15 protein-coding genes are annotated in these 16,927 nt (G+C 62.9%); 10 read left to right on the top strand and 5 right to left on the bottom strand.

Features of this window, described 5'->3' with window-relative positions:
* Positions 1 to 85 precede the first annotated feature (85 nt).
* Positions 86 to 475 (top strand): RidA family protein, encoded by a 390-nt coding sequence (locus Mame_RS07115; RefSeq protein WP_018065029.1) that lies wholly within the window; start codon positions 86 to 88, stop codon positions 473 to 475.
* Positions 476 to 504: 29 nt separating this feature from the next.
* Here Mame_RS07115 and Mame_RS07110 read toward each other — a convergent pair whose 3' ends face one another.
* Both Mame_RS07110 and Mame_RS07105 read right to left on the bottom strand, forming a co-directional pair.
* Entirely contained in the window at positions 505 to 1,410 is a 906-nt protein-coding gene (locus tag Mame_RS07110; protein ID WP_018065028.1) for a sugar kinase, read from the bottom strand.
* Positions 1,407 to 2,090 carry a GntR family transcriptional regulator gene (locus tag Mame_RS07105; protein WP_018065027.1) on the bottom strand — a complete coding sequence of 228 codons (684 nt, stop codon included), beginning with the start codon at positions 2,088 to 2,090 and terminating at the stop codon, positions 1,407 to 1,409. Before Mame_RS07105 ends, Mame_RS07110 begins: the two co-directional genes overlap by 4 nt.
* 75 nt (positions 2,091 to 2,165) lie before the next feature.
* Between Mame_RS07105 and uxaC the strand changes: the two genes are divergently transcribed.
* From uxaC to typA, 6 genes are all read left to right on the top strand, one after another.
* Positions 2,166 to 3,569, top strand: coding sequence for a glucuronate isomerase (gene uxaC / locus Mame_RS07100; protein ID WP_018065026.1), 1,404 nt, complete (start codon positions 2,166 to 2,168; stop codon positions 3,567 to 3,569).
* A gap of 359 nt (positions 3,570 to 3,928) precedes the next feature.
* Positions 3,929 to 4,435 carry a ferritin gene (locus Mame_RS07095; RefSeq protein ID WP_018065025.1) on the top strand — a complete coding sequence of 169 codons (507 nt, stop codon included), beginning with the start codon at positions 3,929 to 3,931 and terminating at the stop codon, positions 4,433 to 4,435.
* Positions 4,436 to 4,437: 2 nt separating this feature from the next.
* Positions 4,438 to 4,716: a FeoA family protein gene (locus Mame_RS07090; protein ID WP_018065024.1), complete on the top strand. Its 279-nt coding sequence runs from the start codon at positions 4,438 to 4,440 to the stop codon at positions 4,714 to 4,716.
* A gap of 130 nt (positions 4,717 to 4,846) precedes the next feature.
* Positions 4,847 to 6,685, top strand: coding sequence for a ferrous iron transport protein B (gene feoB / locus Mame_RS07085; protein ID WP_018065023.1), 1,839 nt, complete (start codon positions 4,847 to 4,849; stop codon positions 6,683 to 6,685).
* 9 nt (positions 6,686 to 6,694) lie between these two features.
* On the top strand, positions 6,695 to 7,321 hold the full coding sequence (locus Mame_RS07080; protein WP_018065022.1) for a GUN4 domain-containing protein: 627 nt from the start codon (positions 6,695 to 6,697) through the stop codon (positions 7,319 to 7,321).
* A gap of 176 nt (positions 7,322 to 7,497) precedes the next feature.
* The gene (gene typA, locus Mame_RS07075) at positions 7,498 to 9,321 is read left to right on the top strand and encodes a translational GTPase TypA (protein WP_018065021.1); all 1,824 of its coding nucleotides are present in this window, start codon (positions 7,498 to 7,500) and stop codon (positions 9,319 to 9,321) included.
* A 230-nt stretch (positions 9,322 to 9,551) separates the two neighbouring features.
* On the opposite strand, the gene Mame_RS07070 is transcribed toward typA, so the two are convergent.
* Together Mame_RS07070 and odc2 are read right to left on the bottom strand one after the other, a co-directional pair.
* Positions 9,552 to 10,139, bottom strand: coding sequence for a GNAT family N-acetyltransferase (locus Mame_RS07070; RefSeq protein WP_018065020.1), 588 nt, complete (start codon positions 10,137 to 10,139; stop codon positions 9,552 to 9,554).
* Positions 10,140 to 10,246: 107 nt separating this feature from the next.
* On the bottom strand, positions 10,247 to 11,380 hold the full coding sequence (gene odc2 / locus Mame_RS07065; RefSeq protein WP_018065019.1) for an ornithine/lysine decarboxylase: 1,134 nt from the start codon (positions 11,378 to 11,380) through the stop codon (positions 10,247 to 10,249).
* A 535-nt stretch (positions 11,381 to 11,915) separates the two neighbouring features.
* Here odc2 and Mame_RS07060 point away from each other — a divergent pair.
* The gene (locus tag Mame_RS07060) at positions 11,916 to 12,842 is read left to right on the top strand and encodes a LysR family transcriptional regulator (protein WP_033410204.1); all 927 of its coding nucleotides are present in this window, start codon (positions 11,916 to 11,918) and stop codon (positions 12,840 to 12,842) included.
* 8 nt (positions 12,843 to 12,850) lie between these two features.
* Here Mame_RS07060 and Mame_RS07055 read toward each other — a convergent pair whose 3' ends face one another.
* Positions 12,851 to 14,260 (bottom strand): helix-turn-helix domain-containing protein, encoded by a 1,410-nt coding sequence (locus tag Mame_RS07055; protein ID WP_018065017.1) that lies wholly within the window; start codon positions 14,258 to 14,260, stop codon positions 12,851 to 12,853.
* Positions 14,261 to 14,381: 121 nt separating this feature from the next.
* Between Mame_RS07055 and Mame_RS07050 the strand changes: the two genes are divergently transcribed.
* Together Mame_RS07050 and yghU are read left to right on the top strand one after the other, a co-directional pair.
* Positions 14,382 to 15,914: an acyl-CoA carboxylase subunit beta gene (locus Mame_RS07050; protein ID WP_026173513.1), complete on the top strand. Its 1,533-nt coding sequence runs from the start codon at positions 14,382 to 14,384 to the stop codon at positions 15,912 to 15,914.
* 97 nt (positions 15,915 to 16,011) lie between these two features.
* Complete coding sequence (gene yghU / locus Mame_RS07045) at positions 16,012 to 16,896, top strand: glutathione-dependent disulfide-bond oxidoreductase (RefSeq protein ID WP_018065015.1); 885 nt, start codon at positions 16,012 to 16,014, stop codon at positions 16,894 to 16,896.
* Positions 16,897 to 16,927 lie beyond the last annotated feature (31 nt).

The raw sequence follows: 16,927 nt of genomic DNA, 5'->3' as shown, positions 1-16,927 counted from the left end.
CGCGGATGACGAAAGATCGCATGCCCGGCCTGACGGTCGGGCATCAGTACAATAACGGCTCATGGCAGGTCTCGGAGGCGGTTTCATGAAAAAGAGCATCAACCCTAACGGCGTGCGCAAACCCTTCGGAAATTACAGCCACGGGCTTTACGTGCCGCCCGGCGCGGGGCTGCTGGTCACCTCCGGCCAACTCGGCATCGGCGCGGACGAGGTGATCCCGCGTTCGGTCAAGGGACAGGCCGAGCTCTGTTTCGAGGCGATCGGCAAGATCCTCGCGGAGGCCGATATGGGCTTCGAGGACGTGATCCGCATCAATGGCTATGTGACGATGCGCGAGGATTTCCCCGCCTATATGGACGTGCGCGACCGGTTCATTTCCGATCCCCTGCCCGTCTCCACGCTGCTGATCGTCTCCGGCTTCACCCGCGCCGAGTTTCTGGTCGAGGTCGAGGTGACGGCGGCCAAGGTCCCGTAAAGGCGGCCACCTGAACGCAGACCCGCCGCTCACCCAACCGCGTCGTCCACGAGCGCGCCGCGCGCTGCAATGACGCGGGAAGAAAGAGCCGCGGCCCGGGCGATGGCATCGACAAGGCTTTCGCCCCGCGCCAGCGCCGCGATCAAACCGGCATTGAAGCTGTCGCCCGCCGCCGTGGTGTCGACCACGTTTTCGGCCGGCGTCGGCTGGAAGCTGATCGCGCCCTCCGTTCCGGACCGGGCATGAATCATATCGACGCCGTTCTTGACCACCACCGTCTCCGCGCTGCGCGCGCGATAGCGGGCGATCGTCGCCTCAGGAGTGTCGTCGCCGAACACCGAGCCATCCTCGTCAAACGAAGGCAGCACCATGTCGCTGATCGCCGCGGCCTGCATGATGGTCTCCGCCATCGCCGCGCGCGAGGGCCAGAGACGGAGGCGCATATTGGGATCGAAGGCGATCACCGCGCCTACCTTTCGCGCCTCGGCAAGCACGTCCAGCAGCGTGCCGCGATCGGCCTCGTCGACAATCGCCATGGTGATGCCGGAAAACAGGACAAGGTCCCTGCCCCGCACGGCCGCCTCAAGCGCCGCGCGATCGGCGGCGAGCCGTTTGGCGGCGGACTGACCGCGCCAGTAGGAAAACGAGCGTTCGCCATCCTTCAGCGCGATCATGTAGAGGCCGACCGTGCGCTCCTCGATCCGGCGGATGCAGCCGGTTCCGACGCCTGACCGCTCCATGAAATCGAGCATCTCGCCGGAGACGGCATCCGTGCCGACGGCGGTGAAATAGTCGACCGTGGCGCCTTCGGGCAAAAGCTTCGCCAGATACCAGGCGGCGTTGAACGTGTCGCCGGCGAAGCCGCGCGTATAGGCGCCATCGGCGCGCGGAGCCATCTCGACCATGCATTCGCCGATGCTGAGAATGTTTTTCATATCTGTTCCTGATCGAAGAAACCGGGATTGGTCTGGTGGATGCGCGTGATGCTGCCGGCGATCCGGGAAAGGTGATGGCGAATGGCCGCAACGGCGGCATCGGCGTCCCGCGCCTTGATCGCGCCGACGATGGCGCGGTGCTCGGCAAGCGCATCATGGGCGGTGAAGGACAGCGAGAGGAGACGAATGCGATCCATATGGGCCTTATGCTCGCGGATCAGCGTCCAGGCGTATTCATGGCCAGCCAGCGCGCAGATCTGGCGGTGAAGTTCGTCATCGAGACGATGGAAGCCCATCCGGTCATCGGCTTGCACCGCCCTGCCTTGCTCCTCGAGCAATGCGTCGAGCCTGTCGAAATCCTCGTCCGTTCCCTGCTCCGCGGCGGCCATAACGGTCGCCACCTCCAGCGCCGTGCGGATGAACAGCGCCTGCATCACCGCCTCCACCGAAATGGGCGCGACGAGCGTGGCGCGCTGCGGCCGCACCAGCAGAAAACCCTGCTGCGACAGCCGGTAAAAGGCATCGCGCACCGGCTGGCGCGACACGCCGAGCGTGCGCGCGACCTCGGCTTCCGAAAGCTTCGTGCCGGGCGGTAGCTCGTTCTCGATGACCTGGCGGTAGAGCCTGTCATAGATCAGGTCGGTCACCGTCTGCCGGGGCTGCTCGATATTGGCCACCATGCGGCCTCCGTTGACAATTCTTGCATACTAACATATTAGTTTTAAGACGAATTGCAATGGGCCAAGGAGCCGCAAATGCTTGACACTGACCGGCTTTTCCCGCTGGAACCGAAGGCGCGGGACCTGGCGCGCGCGCTTTATCGCGAAGTGAGCAGGCTGCCGATCATCAGCCCGCACGGTCATACCGATCCGCGCTGGTATGCCGAAAACGAACCGTTTCCGGATCCCGCGCAACTGTTCGTGGTGCCCGACCACTACGTTTTCCGCATGCTGTGCTCGCAGGGCATTCCGCCGGAAAAACTCGGCGTTGCCCGCATCGACGGCGGGACGAGCGAGACCGACAGCCGGGCGATCTGGCGACTGTTCGCGGAAAATTTCTACCTGTTCCGGGGCACGCCCAGCCGGGGCTGGCTGGAACACGCCTTCGAGCATGTCTTCGGCCTGACCAAGCGGCTGGGACCCGACACGGCGGATGAATTCTACGATCACATCGACGATTGCCTGAAGCGACCGGAATTCCGCCCGCGCGCCCTGTTCGAGCGGTTCAACATCGAGGTGATCGCAACCACCGAAGACCCGCTCGACGATCTGAAATGGCATCGGCAAATCCGCGAAAGCGGCTGGACCGGCGGGCGCGTGATCACCGCCTATCGCCCCGACCCGGTGGTTGATCCCGATTTCGAGGGCTTTGCCGAAAATGTGGAAAAACTCGGCGCGATCACCGGGCTCGATACCACGAACTACGACCAGTATCTCGACGCCCATCGCATGCGGCGGGCCTATTTCAGGAAATTCGGCGCGACCAGCACCGATCACGGCCACGCCACCGCCCGCACCGAGGACCTGCCGAAGGCCGAAGCCACCGCGCTGTTTGAAAAGGCGCTGAAGGGCGCGTGCAGCGCGGATGAAGCGGACGCCTTCCGCGGCCATATGCTGACCGAGATGGCCCGGATGAGCATCGAGGATGGACTGGTTCTGCAGATCCACCCCGGCTCCTTCCGCAACCATTCCAGCACGATGATGGCCCGGCACGGACGCAATGTCGGCTTCGATATTCCGGTCCAGACCAGCTATGTCGAGGCGCTGCGCCCGCTGCTGAACGCCGTCGGCATGGACCCGGCGCTCAGCATCATCCTGTTCACGCTGGACGAGACCGTCTACACCCGCGAACTCGCGCCGCTTGCCGGCGCCTATCCCTCGCTGAAGCTCGGTCCGGCATGGTGGTTCCATGACAGCCCGGAGGGCATGCGCCGCTACCGCGAGATGACGACCGAGACGGCTGGCTTCTACAACACCGTCGGCTTCAACGACGATACCCGCGCCTTCTGCTCGATCCCCGCCCGCCATGATGTTGCCCGCCGCGTCGACTGCGCCTATCTGGCGACGCTGGTGACCACCGGCCGGCTGGACGAGGACGAGGCGCCGGAAGTCGCCCGCGACCTCACCTACAATCTGGTCAAACGCGCCTACAGATTGTGACGCCAGGCGGATCGGGACGGGAATCGCCATTCCGTCGGCCCATTGCGCCACCGTGCCTTCGTGCGCGTCCGGCCAATTTCAGAAGATCAACTTTGCAGAGGCCGGGTGTATTTTTCCACCCGGCCTTTTTTCATCCGCAGTTTGGGCGGATAGCGTTACCCGCCTGACCCGGCTGGTCGCTGGCGTAAACCCGGCATAAATGTAAGTTTAAACGCACTTTAATCATCCAGCTTCGATCCGTGCTTTGCCGTTTCTGACGAAATTACAGCGCCTTGATAAAAGCTTCAGATTTTAGTCATGTATATTGATTACAAGCTGAACGTGTGCCACAAATACCCCATCGCAGGAAAGGAAACCCCATGACAGTCACCAATTCGGGAGCGCTCGCGCCACAGCTCAACGAGCTATTGAATGGCGAAATGGAAGCCGCCCGCTTCTATTTCCAGGCTGCCGCCTGGTGCAACCAGCGCAATATGGCCGGTTGCCAGGCCTTTCTTCTGGCGCAGGCGACCGAGGAGCTGGATCATATGCGCCGGTTTCTGGCCTATCTCTTTGACCTGGACTTCGCGGTGAAAATCGCCGACATGCAGGCCCCGGAAATCCAGGCGCAGACCCCGCGCGAGCTGTTTGCGGCGATTCTCGAAACCGAGAAGAAGGTGACCCGCAACATCTACGCCGCCACAACGCGCGCCGAAGAGGAAGGCGACCACGCCACCTTCGAATTCCTGCAATGGTTCGTGCGTGAGCAGCGCGAGGAGGAGACCCAGTTCTCCGACATCCTTGCCAAGATCGACCTGATCGGCGAAGGCCCGCACGCGCTCTATTTCATCGACCAGGAAATCTCCAGGATCGGCGGAGCCGAATAGTCATGGACGATCCGGTCATTGAAACAGCGCTCGAAGGTCGCATCGTCTCGCTGGAAAGCCTCCAGCCCGGCGAGAGCGGCATTGTCGAGATCGTCGAGGCCGGACAGTTCGAAAACGGACTTTCCGTGCGCCTCAGGGCGCTCGGGCTTTCCAACAGCCATCAGGTTTCCATGGTGCGTCGCGGCTGGTTCGGCGGCCCTTTGGTTGTGCGCGCCGGCAAGGCGACCGAAATCGCCATTCGTCGTTCCGAAGCCGAACTCGTCAAGGTTCGCAAGATCTGAAAACAATCCGGCCCGCGCCATCGACGCGGGCCTCAATACCGACAGAGGCCGCAAAGGCTCACGGGTCAGTCGCTGAAATGAAAACGCCGGGCAAGGCCCTCCGCCTGCCCGATCGGGAACGGGATTTTCGATGAGCCATTGCGCACCCGCTGACGCCAATTTCGACCGCAACGACATTCCGCGCATCGCCATGATCGGCCAGCCGAATACCGGCAAGTCGATGCTTTATAACCGCATCACCGGCGCGAGCGCCTATGTCGGCAACTGGCCGGGGATCACGGTTTCGCTGTCCAATGCGCGGGTGAAGCTCTCCGGCCGCGAACTGGAATTCGTCGACCTTCCCGGGATTTACGACCTGGAGGGCTTTTCCGAGGATGAGACGGTCGTCGCCGACTTTCTGAAGACCTACCCGGTCGACCTTGTCATCATCGTCATCAACGCCAGCCAGATCGACCGGCAGATCCTGATGCCGCTTCAGGTCAGGCAGCTTGGCCTGCCGGCCGTCGTGATGCTGAATATGGCGGACGAGGCCCGCAAGAACGGCATCGTCATCGACACCGAAGCGCTGTCGGCGCGGCTCGGCCTGCCCGTCCACCTGATCAGCGCGAAATATGGCGAGGGCTATCCCGAAGCGATCGCCAGCGTCGATGCCGCCCTCGCCGCGCGCGTCGACATGGCCCCTGTTCTTGCAGACTATGAAGAATTGCGCGCTACGCTGATGAGCGAGGAGACGCTGGCCGAAACGCTGTCCGGCGCCGTCGTCTATCCCGAGAACCCGCCGGTCACGATGACGCAGAAGCTCGATCGCTTCCTGCTGCACCCCGTCTTCGGCCTGCCGCTGTTCTTCGCGGTGATGCTGTTTGTCTTCTACATCGTCTGGACCATCGGCCTGCCCTCGCAGGACTGGGTCGGCGCCATCACCGACTGGATCCAGAACCGCATCCTCGATCCGGTGCTCGGCCTTGGACCGAGCTGGCTGCAGAATTTCGTCATCAACGGCATCTGGCTCGGCGTCGCCACCGTCGCCTCCTTCGTGCCGCTGATCATGCTGTTCTTCTTCTGCATGGCGGCGGTGGAAGACAGCGGCTACCTCTCCCGCGCCGCCTATCTGATGGACACGTGGATGCGCCGCATCGGCCTCGACGGGCGTTCCTTCGTGATGCAGATGATGGGCTTCGGCTGCAACGTGCCGGCGCTGATGGGAACGCGGGTGATGCGATCGCAGCCGCTCCGGCTGCTGACCATGCTGATCATCCCCTTCTCGCTCTGTTCGGCGCGGCTTGCGGTGTTCGTGTTCATCATCGCGGCGGTCTTCCCGCCGGCGCAGGGGCCGCTGGTGCTGTTCTCCTTCTACGTCATCTCCTTCGTCGCCGCGTTTATCGCCGCCGCGATCTTCTCGCGCTCGAAGCAGTTCAAGAACACGGAGCCGTTCGTGCTTGAACTGCCGCCCTACCGCGTGCCGACGCTCCGCCAGGTCTGGCTTCGGGGTTATGGCGAACTCAGGGAATTCCTGCATCGGGCGACGAACTTCATCGTCATCGGCACGGTCGCCGTCTGGTTCCTCACCAATTTCCCGACCAACGCCACCGGGCTCGACACCTGGGGCGGAAAGCTCGGCGAACTGCTGCAGCCGGTCATGGCACCGATCGGCATCAATCCCTATCTGACGCTGGCGCTGATCTTCGGCTTCATCGCCAAGGAGGTGGTGATCGGCTCGCTGTCGACCATCTACGCCATGTCCTCCGGCCTCGTCGCCCACCAGATCGCGACCACCGTGTCGCCGGCGGCGGCCTATTCCTTCTGCCTGTTCTGCCTGCTCTACACGCCCTGCCTGACGACGGTCGCGACCGTGCGGGCGGAAAGCCGCTCGACGCTGTTCATGGTGTTCTCGCTGATCGTTTCGCTGGTCTATGCGTGGCTGGTGGCTTTCGCCTTCTATCAGGGCGCCCTTCTGCTGGGCTGGAAATAGGAGCGGACGATGAACAGGCTTTTCAGGAACAAGACCCTTCTTGCCATCTGCGCCGTCATCGCTGCCATCGTGGTCAGCGCGCTGACCTTTCTCGACGGCACCGGCGCGCATGACCCGGCCCACCGCTACGAGGCAATGAGGGCCGCGCTTGCCAGCGGCGATTTCCGCGCCGCCAATACCGAGGCCTCCGAAATCACGCTGATCCTCGCCAACCGCACCAATGACGGCTGGCTCGGCAAGGATGACGTCGAAAACCTGCCCTGCGCCGACATCATCTATATGGATCGGCTGTTTTCCGAAGCCTCCGGCGGCAAGTTCGGCCTTTCCGCCCAGCGCGAGGTGCTGGATAACCTTCCGCTAGATGACTCGGGTAGCGGGCGACTGTCTGAAAATCCGGATCGGCTCGTCGCTTTCGTTGAGGCCGTCGGGTGGCGCAGGGACGGCCAATGGCTCACCTATGACGCCATGTCGTTTTCGCCGGAGGACGCGCCGAAAGGCCATCTGCCGGTGTTCAAGCCGAAAGACGGCATCCGCATCCCCTTCAAATCCCGCGACGGACGCCCCCAGACCGGCGGCGCGCTTTTCGATCTTCTGGAGAGCCGGCTTGGCGAATGCGAGCCGGTCGCCGCCGGCTAGCACGCCCCGCCCTGATGCAAAACCGCCCCTTTCCGGCAAATAACGCCGGGGCCGAAGGGGCTGCCACAAAACATTCTCTTTCGTTTTCGTCAAAATATGTGTAAGAGCGCCCCCATGAGTACCGGGCGCTCCTCCCCAGAACATTGACTGCGCCCCAGCCCCAGAGATCTAAAAATATGGCACTTCGCAACATCGCGATCATCGCGCACGTTGACCATGGCAAGACGACCCTTGTTGACGAGCTTCTGAAACAGTCCGGCGCATTCCGCGAAAACCAGCGCGTTGACGAGCGCGTGATGGACTCAAACGACCTCGAAAAAGAGCGCGGTATCACCATCCTCGCCAAGGCGACCTCGGTCGTCTGGAAGGACACCCGCATCAACATCGTCGACACCCCCGGCCACGCCGACTTCGGCGGCGAGGTCGAGCGCATCCTGTCGATGGTGGATGGCGCGATCGTTCTGGTCGACGCCGCCGAGGGCCCGATGCCGCAGACCAAATTCGTGGTCGGCAAGGCACTGAAGGTCGGTCTTCGCCCGATTGTCGCGATCAACAAGATCGACCGCCCGGACGCCCGCGCCGATGAAGTCGTCAACGAGGTCTTCGACCTGTTCGCCGCACTCGACGCCACCGACGAGCAGCTCGACTTCCACATTCTCTATGGCTCCGGCCGCGCCGGCTGGATGAACACCTCGCCGGAAGGTCCGAAGGATCAGGGCCTCGGCCCGCTTCTCGATCTCGTTGTCGACCACGTACCGGCGCCGAAGGTTGCCGAGGGCGCGTTCTCGATGATCGGCACGCTTCTGGAAGCCAACCCCTATCTCGGCCGCATCATCACCGGCCGCATCCATTCCGGCTCGATCAAGCCGAACCAGGCGGTCAAGGTGCTGAGCCAGGACGGCAAGACCGTCGAGACCGGCCGCGTCTCCAAGATCCTCGCCTTCCGCGGCATCGAGCGTCAGCCGATTGAGGAAGCCCAGGCGGGCGACATCGTCGCGATCGCCGGCCTTTCCAAGGGCACGGTTGCCGACACCTTCTGCGATCCGTCGGTCACCACGCCGCTGACCGCCCAGCCGATCGACCCGCCGACGGTGACGATGTCTTTCATCGTCAACGACAGCCCGCTTGCCGGCACCGAAGGCGACAAGGTGACGAGCCGCGTCATCCGCGACCGCCTGTTCAAGGAAGCCGAAGGCAATGTCGCGCTGAAGATCGAGGAAGCCGAAGGCAAGGACAGTTTCTACGTCTCCGGCCGCGGCGAACTTCAGCTCGCAGTGCTGATCGAGACCATGCGCCGCGAAGGCTTCGAGATCGCCGTTTCGCGTCCGCGCGTGGTGATGCACAAGGACGCGGAAACCGGCCAGTTGATGGAGCCGGTCGAGGAAGTCGTCATCGACGTCGATGAGGAACATTCCGGCGTCGTCGTCCAGAAGATGGCCGAGCGCAAGGGCGAGATGGTCGAGCTGCGCCCGTCGGGCGGCGACCGCGTGCGCCTGCGCTTCTTCGCGCCCACCCGTGGCCTGATCGGCTACCAGTCGGAGCTTCTGACCGATACCCGCGGCACGGCGATCATGAACCGCCTGTTCCACGACTACCAGCCCTTCAAGGGCGAGATCGGCGGCCGCAGCCAGGGCGTCCTGCTGTCGAACCAGTCCGGCGAGGCCGTCGCCTATGCGATGTTCAACCTGGAAGACCGCGGTCCGATGATCATCGAGCCGGGCGACAAGGTCTATGCCGGCATGATCGTCGGCATCCACACCCGCGACAACGACCTCGAGGTCAACGTACTGAAGGGCAAGCAGCTCACCAATATCCGCTCGGCCGGCAAGGACGAGGCGGTGAAGCTGACCCCGCCGATCCGCATGACCCTCGACCGCGCGCTCTCCTGGATCCAGGACGACGAACTGATGGAAGTCACCCCGAAGTCGATCCGCCTGCGCAAGATGTATCTCGACTCCAACGAACGCAAGCGCTTCGAAAAGACCCGCGCGGCAGGCTGAGCAATCGCTGAATCGAATGAACGAACCCGGCCCGGCGGCCGGGTTTTTTTGTGCCACCTCGCCGCCCGCTCCCATCAATCTGCCCCCTTGAGGGGGAAATTGGGGCTGCATGGCTCGCTGGAGGCCGATGGGCTGGTGCTGCGCACCGATTTCGGCGAAGGCAGTCCCGGCCAAACGCAAAAAAGCTCCGCTGATCGGAAACCAGCGGAGCTTTTTGTCGTGAAGGAACCTCAGGCGGCGCGGCGGAAGGGTTTGACCCTTGCGGACGGGAGTTTCCGGCCCGAGGCCACGAGAACGCCAGTGGCGCCGCTCAGGTAGTCCGCCTGGAGCTCGAGCCCGAGAAAGCGGCGACGCTCGAACGGGCCGGGCATGACCAGAAGTTCCGCCTTGTCGGCCGAAAAGCCGAAGCGGGCGTAATATTCCGGATCGCCGACCAGCAGGATCGCGCCGTGGCCGCGCGCGGCGGCTTCGGCGATCGCGGCGCGCATCAGCGCACCGCCAACGCCCTTGCCGGACAGGCCGGGCTCGACGGCGAGCGGGCCGAGCAGTAGCGCGGGCACGCCACGGCCATCGGCGCCAATGCCGGCATCTACGTGCCACAGGCGCACAGTGCCGATCAGCGTGCCGGCGTCACCGCGGGCAACAAGGGCCAGGCCATCGGCCGGCAGGCGGTTGCGGCGGATTTTCTCCGACGATTTCTTCTTGCGCATCGGACCCATGGCGCGATCAAGCAGCGCCTCGCGGGCGGACACGTCGAAAGAGGCCTCTTCGGCAATAACGAAGGACTGAACAGCGATTTCAGCGAGAACCGGGGCCATCGGATTATCCCCCAAAATTACGGTGCAACAGGATGGCCGGGGCGTGGCCCCGGTCGGTTATCCCGGTGCGGCTCTCCTCAAGCCGCACCGATGTGCAAGGGAAATCCTCAGATGACGTAGGATTTCAGCGGCTCGAAGCCGTTGAACGCCACCGACGCATAGGTCGTGGTGTAGGCGCCGGTGCCTTCGATCAGAACCTCGTCGCCGATCGTCAGCGAGATCGGCAGCGGATACATGTTCTTCTCGTACATCACATCGGCGCTGTCGCAGGTCGGGCCGGCGAGAACGCAGGGCTCCATCTCGTCATCGTCCCGCTCCGTGCGGATCGGGTAGCGGATCGCCTCGTCCATGGTTTCGGCGAGACCGCCGAACTTGCCGATGTCGAGGAACACCCAGCGATGCTTGTCATCGTCGGACTTCTTCGAGATCAGCACCACTTCCGACTTGATGACGCCGGCATTGCCGACCATGCCGCGGCCCGGTTCGATGATCGTGCGCGGGAGCTGGTTGCCGAAATGGCGGGACAGCGCCGCGAAGATCGCCTGGCCGTAGGCTTCCGCCGTCGGGACGTCGCGCAGATACTTGGTCGGGAAACCGCCGCCCATGTTGACCATCTGCAGGTGGATGCCCTGCTTGGCAAGCTGCGCGAACACCCGTTTGGCGTCGGAAAGCGCTGCGTCCCAGGCTTCGACCTTGGTCATCTGCGAGCCGACATGGAAGGATACGCCGTAGCTTGCGAGACCCAGCTGATGGGCATAGACCAGCACGTCGACGGCCATGGCAGGAACGCAGCCGAACTTGCGCGACAGCGGCCATTCGGCGCCTTCGCCATCGGTCAGAACGCGGCAGAAAACGCGCGCGCCGGGGGCTGCACGGGAAATCTTCTCGACTTCCTCATGGCAATCGACGGCAAACAGGTTGACGCCGAGCGCATGGGCGCGGGCGATGTCGCGTTCCTTCTTGATGGTGTTGCCGAAGGAGATGCGATCCGGGGTCGCTCCGGCTTCGAGCGCCATTTCGATTTCGGCGACGGACGCGCAATCGAAGTTGGAGCCGAGGCCCGCGAGCAGTTCGAGGATTTGCGGGGCCGGGTTGGCCTTGACCGCGTAGAAGATGTCGCTGTTTGGCAGCGCGCGGCGGAAGGCGGTGTAGTTGTCGCGCACGACTTCGCGGTCCACGACCAGGCAGGGGCCATCGGGACGGCGGGTGCGGAAGAATTCGGCGATACGTTCGGTGGTCATTGTTCTAACCCCTTCTGAAGCATTCTGATCCGGAATTTTTCCGGATGACAAAGGGCGCATCGATCCGCGCACGAACCCGGCCGGTGGAGACCCCGGGGAACGGTTGCGGCGAACGCTCAAGTTTGAATCAGCCCTGCAAGCAAGGATGATCCGGCTTTGTCTGCCTTGGATTGGGGGATTGACCCGCCGCACTTCCGGCAATGAAGGTATGTGCCTCTTTAGTACCCCGGGGATGGAAATCCGGGAGACACCAGAAAGGCCCGCACCGTCGTTGCTTCAAGATGTCCTCGCTTGACCGGTTGGCCGGGAAGCGACTGGAGGGGTTAGTTCCAGGTACCTTACCGTGACCCTCACCATTCGAGAGTTCGGCGGACACCCACAGGCACGCGCGACTTTGGGCAAGCGGAGAGATATGAAAATCTCACTTGAAAATCAAGTGGGGCAACCCCAAAATCTTCCCCTGTATCCCGTTGAAGATGCTATCTGATTGACAAAACTTCAGTAATTTTTTCGCAAGCCCTTTCAAGGAGCGGCAATGGACACTTTGACGAGAATGCGGGCCTTCATCGACGTGGTCGAGGCCGAGGGCTTTTCCGCCGCCGCCCGCAAGACCGGCCGTTCCAAGGCGCTGCTTTCGAAATATGTGCGCGAGCTGGAGGACGATCTCGGCGTGCTGCTGCTGAACCGCACGACGCGCCAGTTCTCGCTGACGGAAGCCGGACAGCTTTATCATCGCCGCGTGATCGACATCGTCCAGGACGTCGACAACCTCTCCGATACGGTGCGCGCCAATAATTCCGACCTGCGCGGCAAGCTCAAGGTTTCGGTGCCCCGCACCTTCATCGATGCCCCGGTCGGCCGGTCGCTGCTCGATTTCACCGCCGCCCATCCCGATCTTTCGCTGGAGATCGTGGCCGAGGACCGGTTCGTCGACCTCGTCGAGGAAGGCTATGATGTCGCGATCCGGATCACCAGCCTCGAGGACTCCGCGCTGATTGCCCGCAAGCTTTCGGATTTCCGGTCGCTCGTCTGCGTCTCGCCGGCATGGCTTGCCACGCTCGATCGGCCGCTGGAAAAACCCGCCGACCTGGCGCATGTGCCGTTCCTGGTCGACACAAATCCGAAGTCCCACGGCTCGCTCAGGTTCCGCAACCCCGAGGACGGCACCGTCTACACCGTGCCGATCCACGGGCCGGTTTCGGTGAATTCGCCGATCACCACCATGCGCGGTGCGATCGCCGGGTTGGGCGTGGCGCTGGTGCCCGATTTTATTGCCACCGAAGCAATTGCATCGGGAGAACTCGTCACCCTTTTCGACGATCAACTGCCGACCAGCGCGGCGATCTATGCGATCTACCCCCACCGCCGCTATCTGCCGCAGAAAGTGCGCACCTTCGTCGATTTCCTGACGAAATGGTTCCCGAACAACTGCACCGAAACCGGAGCAAAAACGGCGCGATAACCGCGCCTTCACATCAATTCGTACGGCAGGAAATGCCGCTGGTTCTGGTCGACGGCGATCTTGCGTTTCAGCGGCGGCACGGCGCGGCTCGGGCATTTGGTGCGCTCGCAGATCCGGCAGGAAATGCCGATCGGGCTGAAGGCGGCGCGGTTGTCGGCGTCGAGATCGTCGGCATAGACGAAGGCGCCGGCATAGGAGACCTCGCAGCCGAGCGCGATCGCATAGGTGGGCTTCGGCGCAAAGAAGCCGCCGCCGCCCTTGGTGATCTGGGTCGCCAGACAGAGATAGCGCGCGCCATCGGGCGTTTCGGCAAGCTGGCGGATGATCCGGTCAGGCTGTTCGAAGGCCTGGTGCACGTTCCAGAGCGGACAGGCCGCGCCGAAGCGGGCGAATTGCAGCTTGGCGGCGCTGTGGCGCTTGGTGATGTTGCCCGCGCGGTCAACCCTTGCAAAGAAGATCGGTACGCCCTTTTGCCCGGGGCGCTGCAGCGTGGAAAGCCGGTGACAGACCTGCTCCAGCGAGGAGCCGAACCGGGCCGAGAGCAGTTCGATATCGTGGCGCAGTTCATGGGCGGCGGTGAGGAATTTGCGATAGGGCATCATCAGCGCGCCGGCGAAATAATTCTGCAGCCCCGCCCGGCAGATATCGACCGCCTCGGGCGACCGGAACCCGGCCTCCGCCGCGATCCGGTCGATCAGATCGGCGGCATGCAACTGCCCGATCTGCAGCGCCATCTGAAAGTTGCGGGTCGATTGCGGAACCGAGGCGTTGACCGCCAGCGTGCGCTGCTTGGGATCATATTGCCGGATCAGCGCGCTTTCCGGCCCGATCCGCAGCACCCGGACGCCGTGCGCCCTTTCCAGATGGGCGGCGAGAAGCGCTGCGTCGTCCGCCTCGCCGATGCCGATTTCCGCGGCCAGCTTTTCGGCGGCGATATCGAGATCGTGGAGGTAGTTGTCCACGAAGTGGAAGAAGTCGCGCACTTCCTCGTAAGGCGTTGCCTCCAGTGGGCTCGCGCGCGCGATCGTGTCGTCGAAGCCGGCAAGCTGCTCGTTCATCCGCCGGTAGGCCTGATGGGCGGCGACCAGCGCGTGGGCGAAGCCGGGCGCGTTCTGGACCACGAGTTTCAGCTCCTGAAGACCGGGCGTATAGTTCTCGAACACCGGATCCGTCAGCGCTTCCGTCAGCGCCGAGAGCAGCCGGTCGCCCTCCCCCGACGAAAGGTCGCTCAGATCGAGCTGGAATTTCTCGGCGAGCGCCAGAAGCACTGCGGCGGAGACCGGGCGCTGGTTGTTCTCGATCTGGTTGAGATAGCTGGTCGAAATGCCCAGCCGTTCGGCGCACTGGCTCTGGGTCATGTTGCCCTGGAGCCTGAGTTCACGCACCTTGCGTCCGATGAAGAGTTTTCCGGTGGCCATGTTCGCAATTTCGCAATTTCAGTTTTGCCATTTTATAATTTAACAAACTCACGCGTTCAAACATATTCTGCGGTCCGGCTTTGAGATAGGACCACGGTTCGTCCGGTAATGGGGAAGAGGCATGCGAACAGTTCTGGAACAATTGGAAAGCCGCCGTGCGGAAGCCCGCCTTGGCGGCGGTCAGCGACGCATCGACGCCCAGCACGCCAAGGGCAAGCTGACGGCGCGCGAGCGCATCGACGTGCTGTTCGACGAGGGCTCGTTCGAGGAATACGACATGTATGTCACCCATCGCTGCGTCGATTTCGGCATGGCCGGACAGAAAGTGCCGGGCGATGGCGTGGTCACCGGCTGGGGCACGATCAATGGCCGCCAGGTCTATGTGTTCTCGCAGGATTTCACGGTGCTTGGCGGCTCGCTGTCTGAAACCCATGCCCAGAAGATCTGCAAGATCATGGACATGGCAGTGAAGAACGGCGCGCCCGTGATCGGCCTCAATGATTCGGGCGGCGCGCGCATTCAGGAAGGCGTCGCATCGCTTGCCGGCTATGCCGAAGTGTTCCGCCGCAATGTCGAGGCCTCCGGCGTGATCCCGCAGATTTCGGTGATCATGGGCCCCTGCGCGGGCGGCGCGGTCTATTCCCCGGCGATGACCGATTTCATCTTCATGGTGCGCGACAGTTCCTTCATGTTCGTCACCGGCCCGGATGTGGTCAAGACCGTCACCAACGAGGTGGTCACAGCCGAAGAACTCGGCGGCGCGGATACCCACACCAAGAAATCCTCGGTCGCCGACGGGGCTTACGAGAACGATATCGAAACGCTGGAACAGGTCCGGCTGCTGTTCGATTTCCTGCCGCTCAACAACCGCGAAAAGCCGCCGGTGCGCCCGTTCCATGACGATCCGGGCCGGATCGAGAAACGCCTCGACACGCTGATCCCCGACAGTTCCAACAAGCCCTACGACATGAAGGAACTGATCCTCGCGCTTGCCGATGAGGGCGATTTCTTCGAACTTCAGGAAGCCTATGCCAGAAACGTCATCACCGGTTTCCTGCGGATCGAGGGCCAGACCGTGGGCGTCGTCGCCAACCAGCCGATGGTGCTGGCCGGCTGTCTCGATATCGATAGTTCACGCAAGGCCGCCCGCTTCGTGCGTTTCTGCGATGCCTTCAACATTCCGCTTTTAACGCTGGTCGACGTGCCGGGCTTCCTGCCCGGCACCGGCCAGGAATATGGCGGTGTCATCAAGCACGGCGCGAAACTGCTGTTTGCCTATGCCCAGGCGACCGTGCCGATGGTGACGCTGATCACCCGCAAGGCCTATGGCGGGGCCTATGACGTGATGGCCTCGAAGCATATCGGCGCGGATATCAATTATGCATGGCCGACGGCCGAAATCGCGGTGATGGGCGCGAAGGGCGCGACAGAAATCCTCCACCGCGCCGACCTGGCCGATGCCGAGAAGATCGCCGCGAAGGTCGCCGAATACGAGGAACGCTTCGCCAACCCCTTCGTCGCCGCCGAACGCGGCTTCATCGACGAGGTGATCATGCCGCATTCCTCCCGCCGCCGCATCGCCCGCGCCTTCGCGTCGCTGCGCAACAAGCGGGCGGACACGCACTGGAAGAAGCACGACACAATGCCGTTATAGGGCCGTTATAGGGGCAGAATGTCGCGGCGGCGGGGCCTATATAGAGTGCCCGCCGCGCCTTCGCATTGAGCGCGGCCACCACAGAGGACACAATCCCATGACCGAGAACAAGTTTCCGCCCGAAAACAACCTGCCCGCCGGTTACGTCCCGCCCAAGGTCTGGACGTGGGAACCAGGCAATGGCGGCGCCTTCGCCAGCATCAACCGGCCAACCGCCGGCCCCACCCATGACAAGGAATTGCCGGTCGGCAAGCATCCCCTGCAGCTCTATTCCCTCGGCACGCCCAACGGCCAGAAGGTGACGATCCTGCTTGAGGAACTGCTCGAAGCCGGCCACAGCGGCGCCGAATATGACGCCTGGATGATCAAGATCGGCGATGGCGACCAGTTCGGCTCCGGCTTTGTCGGCGTCAATCCGAATTCCAAGATCCCGGCGATGATGGACCATGCGCCGAAGGATGGCGGCGACCCCATCCGCCTGTTCGAGAGCGGCTCGATCATGACCTATCTGGCGGAAAAATTCGGCGCTTTCCTGCCGGAGGATCCCCGCGCCAGGGCCGAAACCTTCAACTGGCTGTTCTGGCAGATGGGCTCAGCACCCTTTCTCGGCGGCGGGTTCGGGCATTTCTATGCCTATGCGCCGATCAAGATCCAGTATGCCATCGATCGCTACGCCATGGAGGTCAAGCGCCAGATGGATGTGCTGAACCGCCAGCTTGCGCAAAACGAGTTCATCGCGGGCAGCCAATATTCCATCGCCGATATGGCGATCTGGCCCTGGTACGGACGCCTTGCCCAGCACGGCGCTTATAACGACGCCGGAGAATTCCTGTCCGTCCATGAATATGAGCATGTCCAGCGCTGGACCCGGAAATTGGCGGAACGCCCCGCGATCAAGCGCGGCTCGATCGTCAACAAGCCGTCCGGCGAGCCGGCGCTCAAGGAACGTCACGCCGCCTCTGATTTCGACGGCATACTGTAAGGTGCAATTTGTAAGGCCCGATGGCGCGGCT

The organism is Martelella mediterranea DSM 17316, assembly GCF_002043005.1.
GTDB classification, from domain to species: Bacteria; Pseudomonadota; Alphaproteobacteria; order Rhizobiales; family Rhizobiaceae; genus Martelella; species Martelella mediterranea.
The sequence above is the reverse complement of the archived record's forward strand: the minus strand, read 5'-3'. Positions and strand labels throughout refer to the sequence as shown.

Coding starts and splice junctions, on each gene's coding strand:
- Mame_RS07060 (WP_033410204.1), top strand. CDS start 11,916: ATGGACACTTTGACGAGAATGCGGGCCTTCATCGACGTGGTCGAGGCC.
- odc2 (WP_018065019.1), bottom strand. CDS start 11,380: ATGACCACCGAACGTATCGCCGAATTCTTCCGCACCCGCCGTCCCGAT.
- Mame_RS07105 (WP_018065027.1), bottom strand. CDS start 2,090: ATGGTGGCCAATATCGAGCAGCCCCGGCAGACGGTGACCGACCTGATC.
- Mame_RS07095 (WP_018065025.1), top strand. CDS start 3,929: ATGACAGTCACCAATTCGGGAGCGCTCGCGCCACAGCTCAACGAGCTA.
- Mame_RS07115 (WP_018065029.1), top strand. CDS start 86: ATGAAAAAGAGCATCAACCCTAACGGCGTGCGCAAACCCTTCGGAAAT.
- typA (WP_018065021.1), top strand. CDS start 7,498: ATGGCACTTCGCAACATCGCGATCATCGCGCACGTTGACCATGGCAAG.
- Mame_RS07080 (WP_018065022.1), top strand. CDS start 6,695: ATGAACAGGCTTTTCAGGAACAAGACCCTTCTTGCCATCTGCGCCGTC.
- feoB (WP_018065023.1), top strand. CDS start 4,847: ATGAGCCATTGCGCACCCGCTGACGCCAATTTCGACCGCAACGACATT.
- Mame_RS07050 (WP_026173513.1), top strand. CDS start 14,382: ATGCGAACAGTTCTGGAACAATTGGAAAGCCGCCGTGCGGAAGCCCGC.
- Mame_RS07070 (WP_018065020.1), bottom strand. CDS start 10,139: ATGGCCCCGGTTCTCGCTGAAATCGCTGTTCAGTCCTTCGTTATTGCC.
- Mame_RS07055 (WP_018065017.1), bottom strand. CDS start 14,260: ATGGCCACCGGAAAACTCTTCATCGGACGCAAGGTGCGTGAACTCAGG.
- uxaC (WP_018065026.1), top strand. CDS start 2,166: ATGCTTGACACTGACCGGCTTTTCCCGCTGGAACCGAAGGCGCGGGAC.
- Mame_RS07110 (WP_018065028.1), bottom strand. CDS start 1,410: ATGAAAAACATTCTCAGCATCGGCGAATGCATGGTCGAGATGGCTCCG.
- Mame_RS07090 (WP_018065024.1), top strand. CDS start 4,438: ATGGACGATCCGGTCATTGAAACAGCGCTCGAAGGTCGCATCGTCTCG.
- yghU (WP_018065015.1), top strand. CDS start 16,012: ATGACCGAGAACAAGTTTCCGCCCGAAAACAACCTGCCCGCCGGTTAC.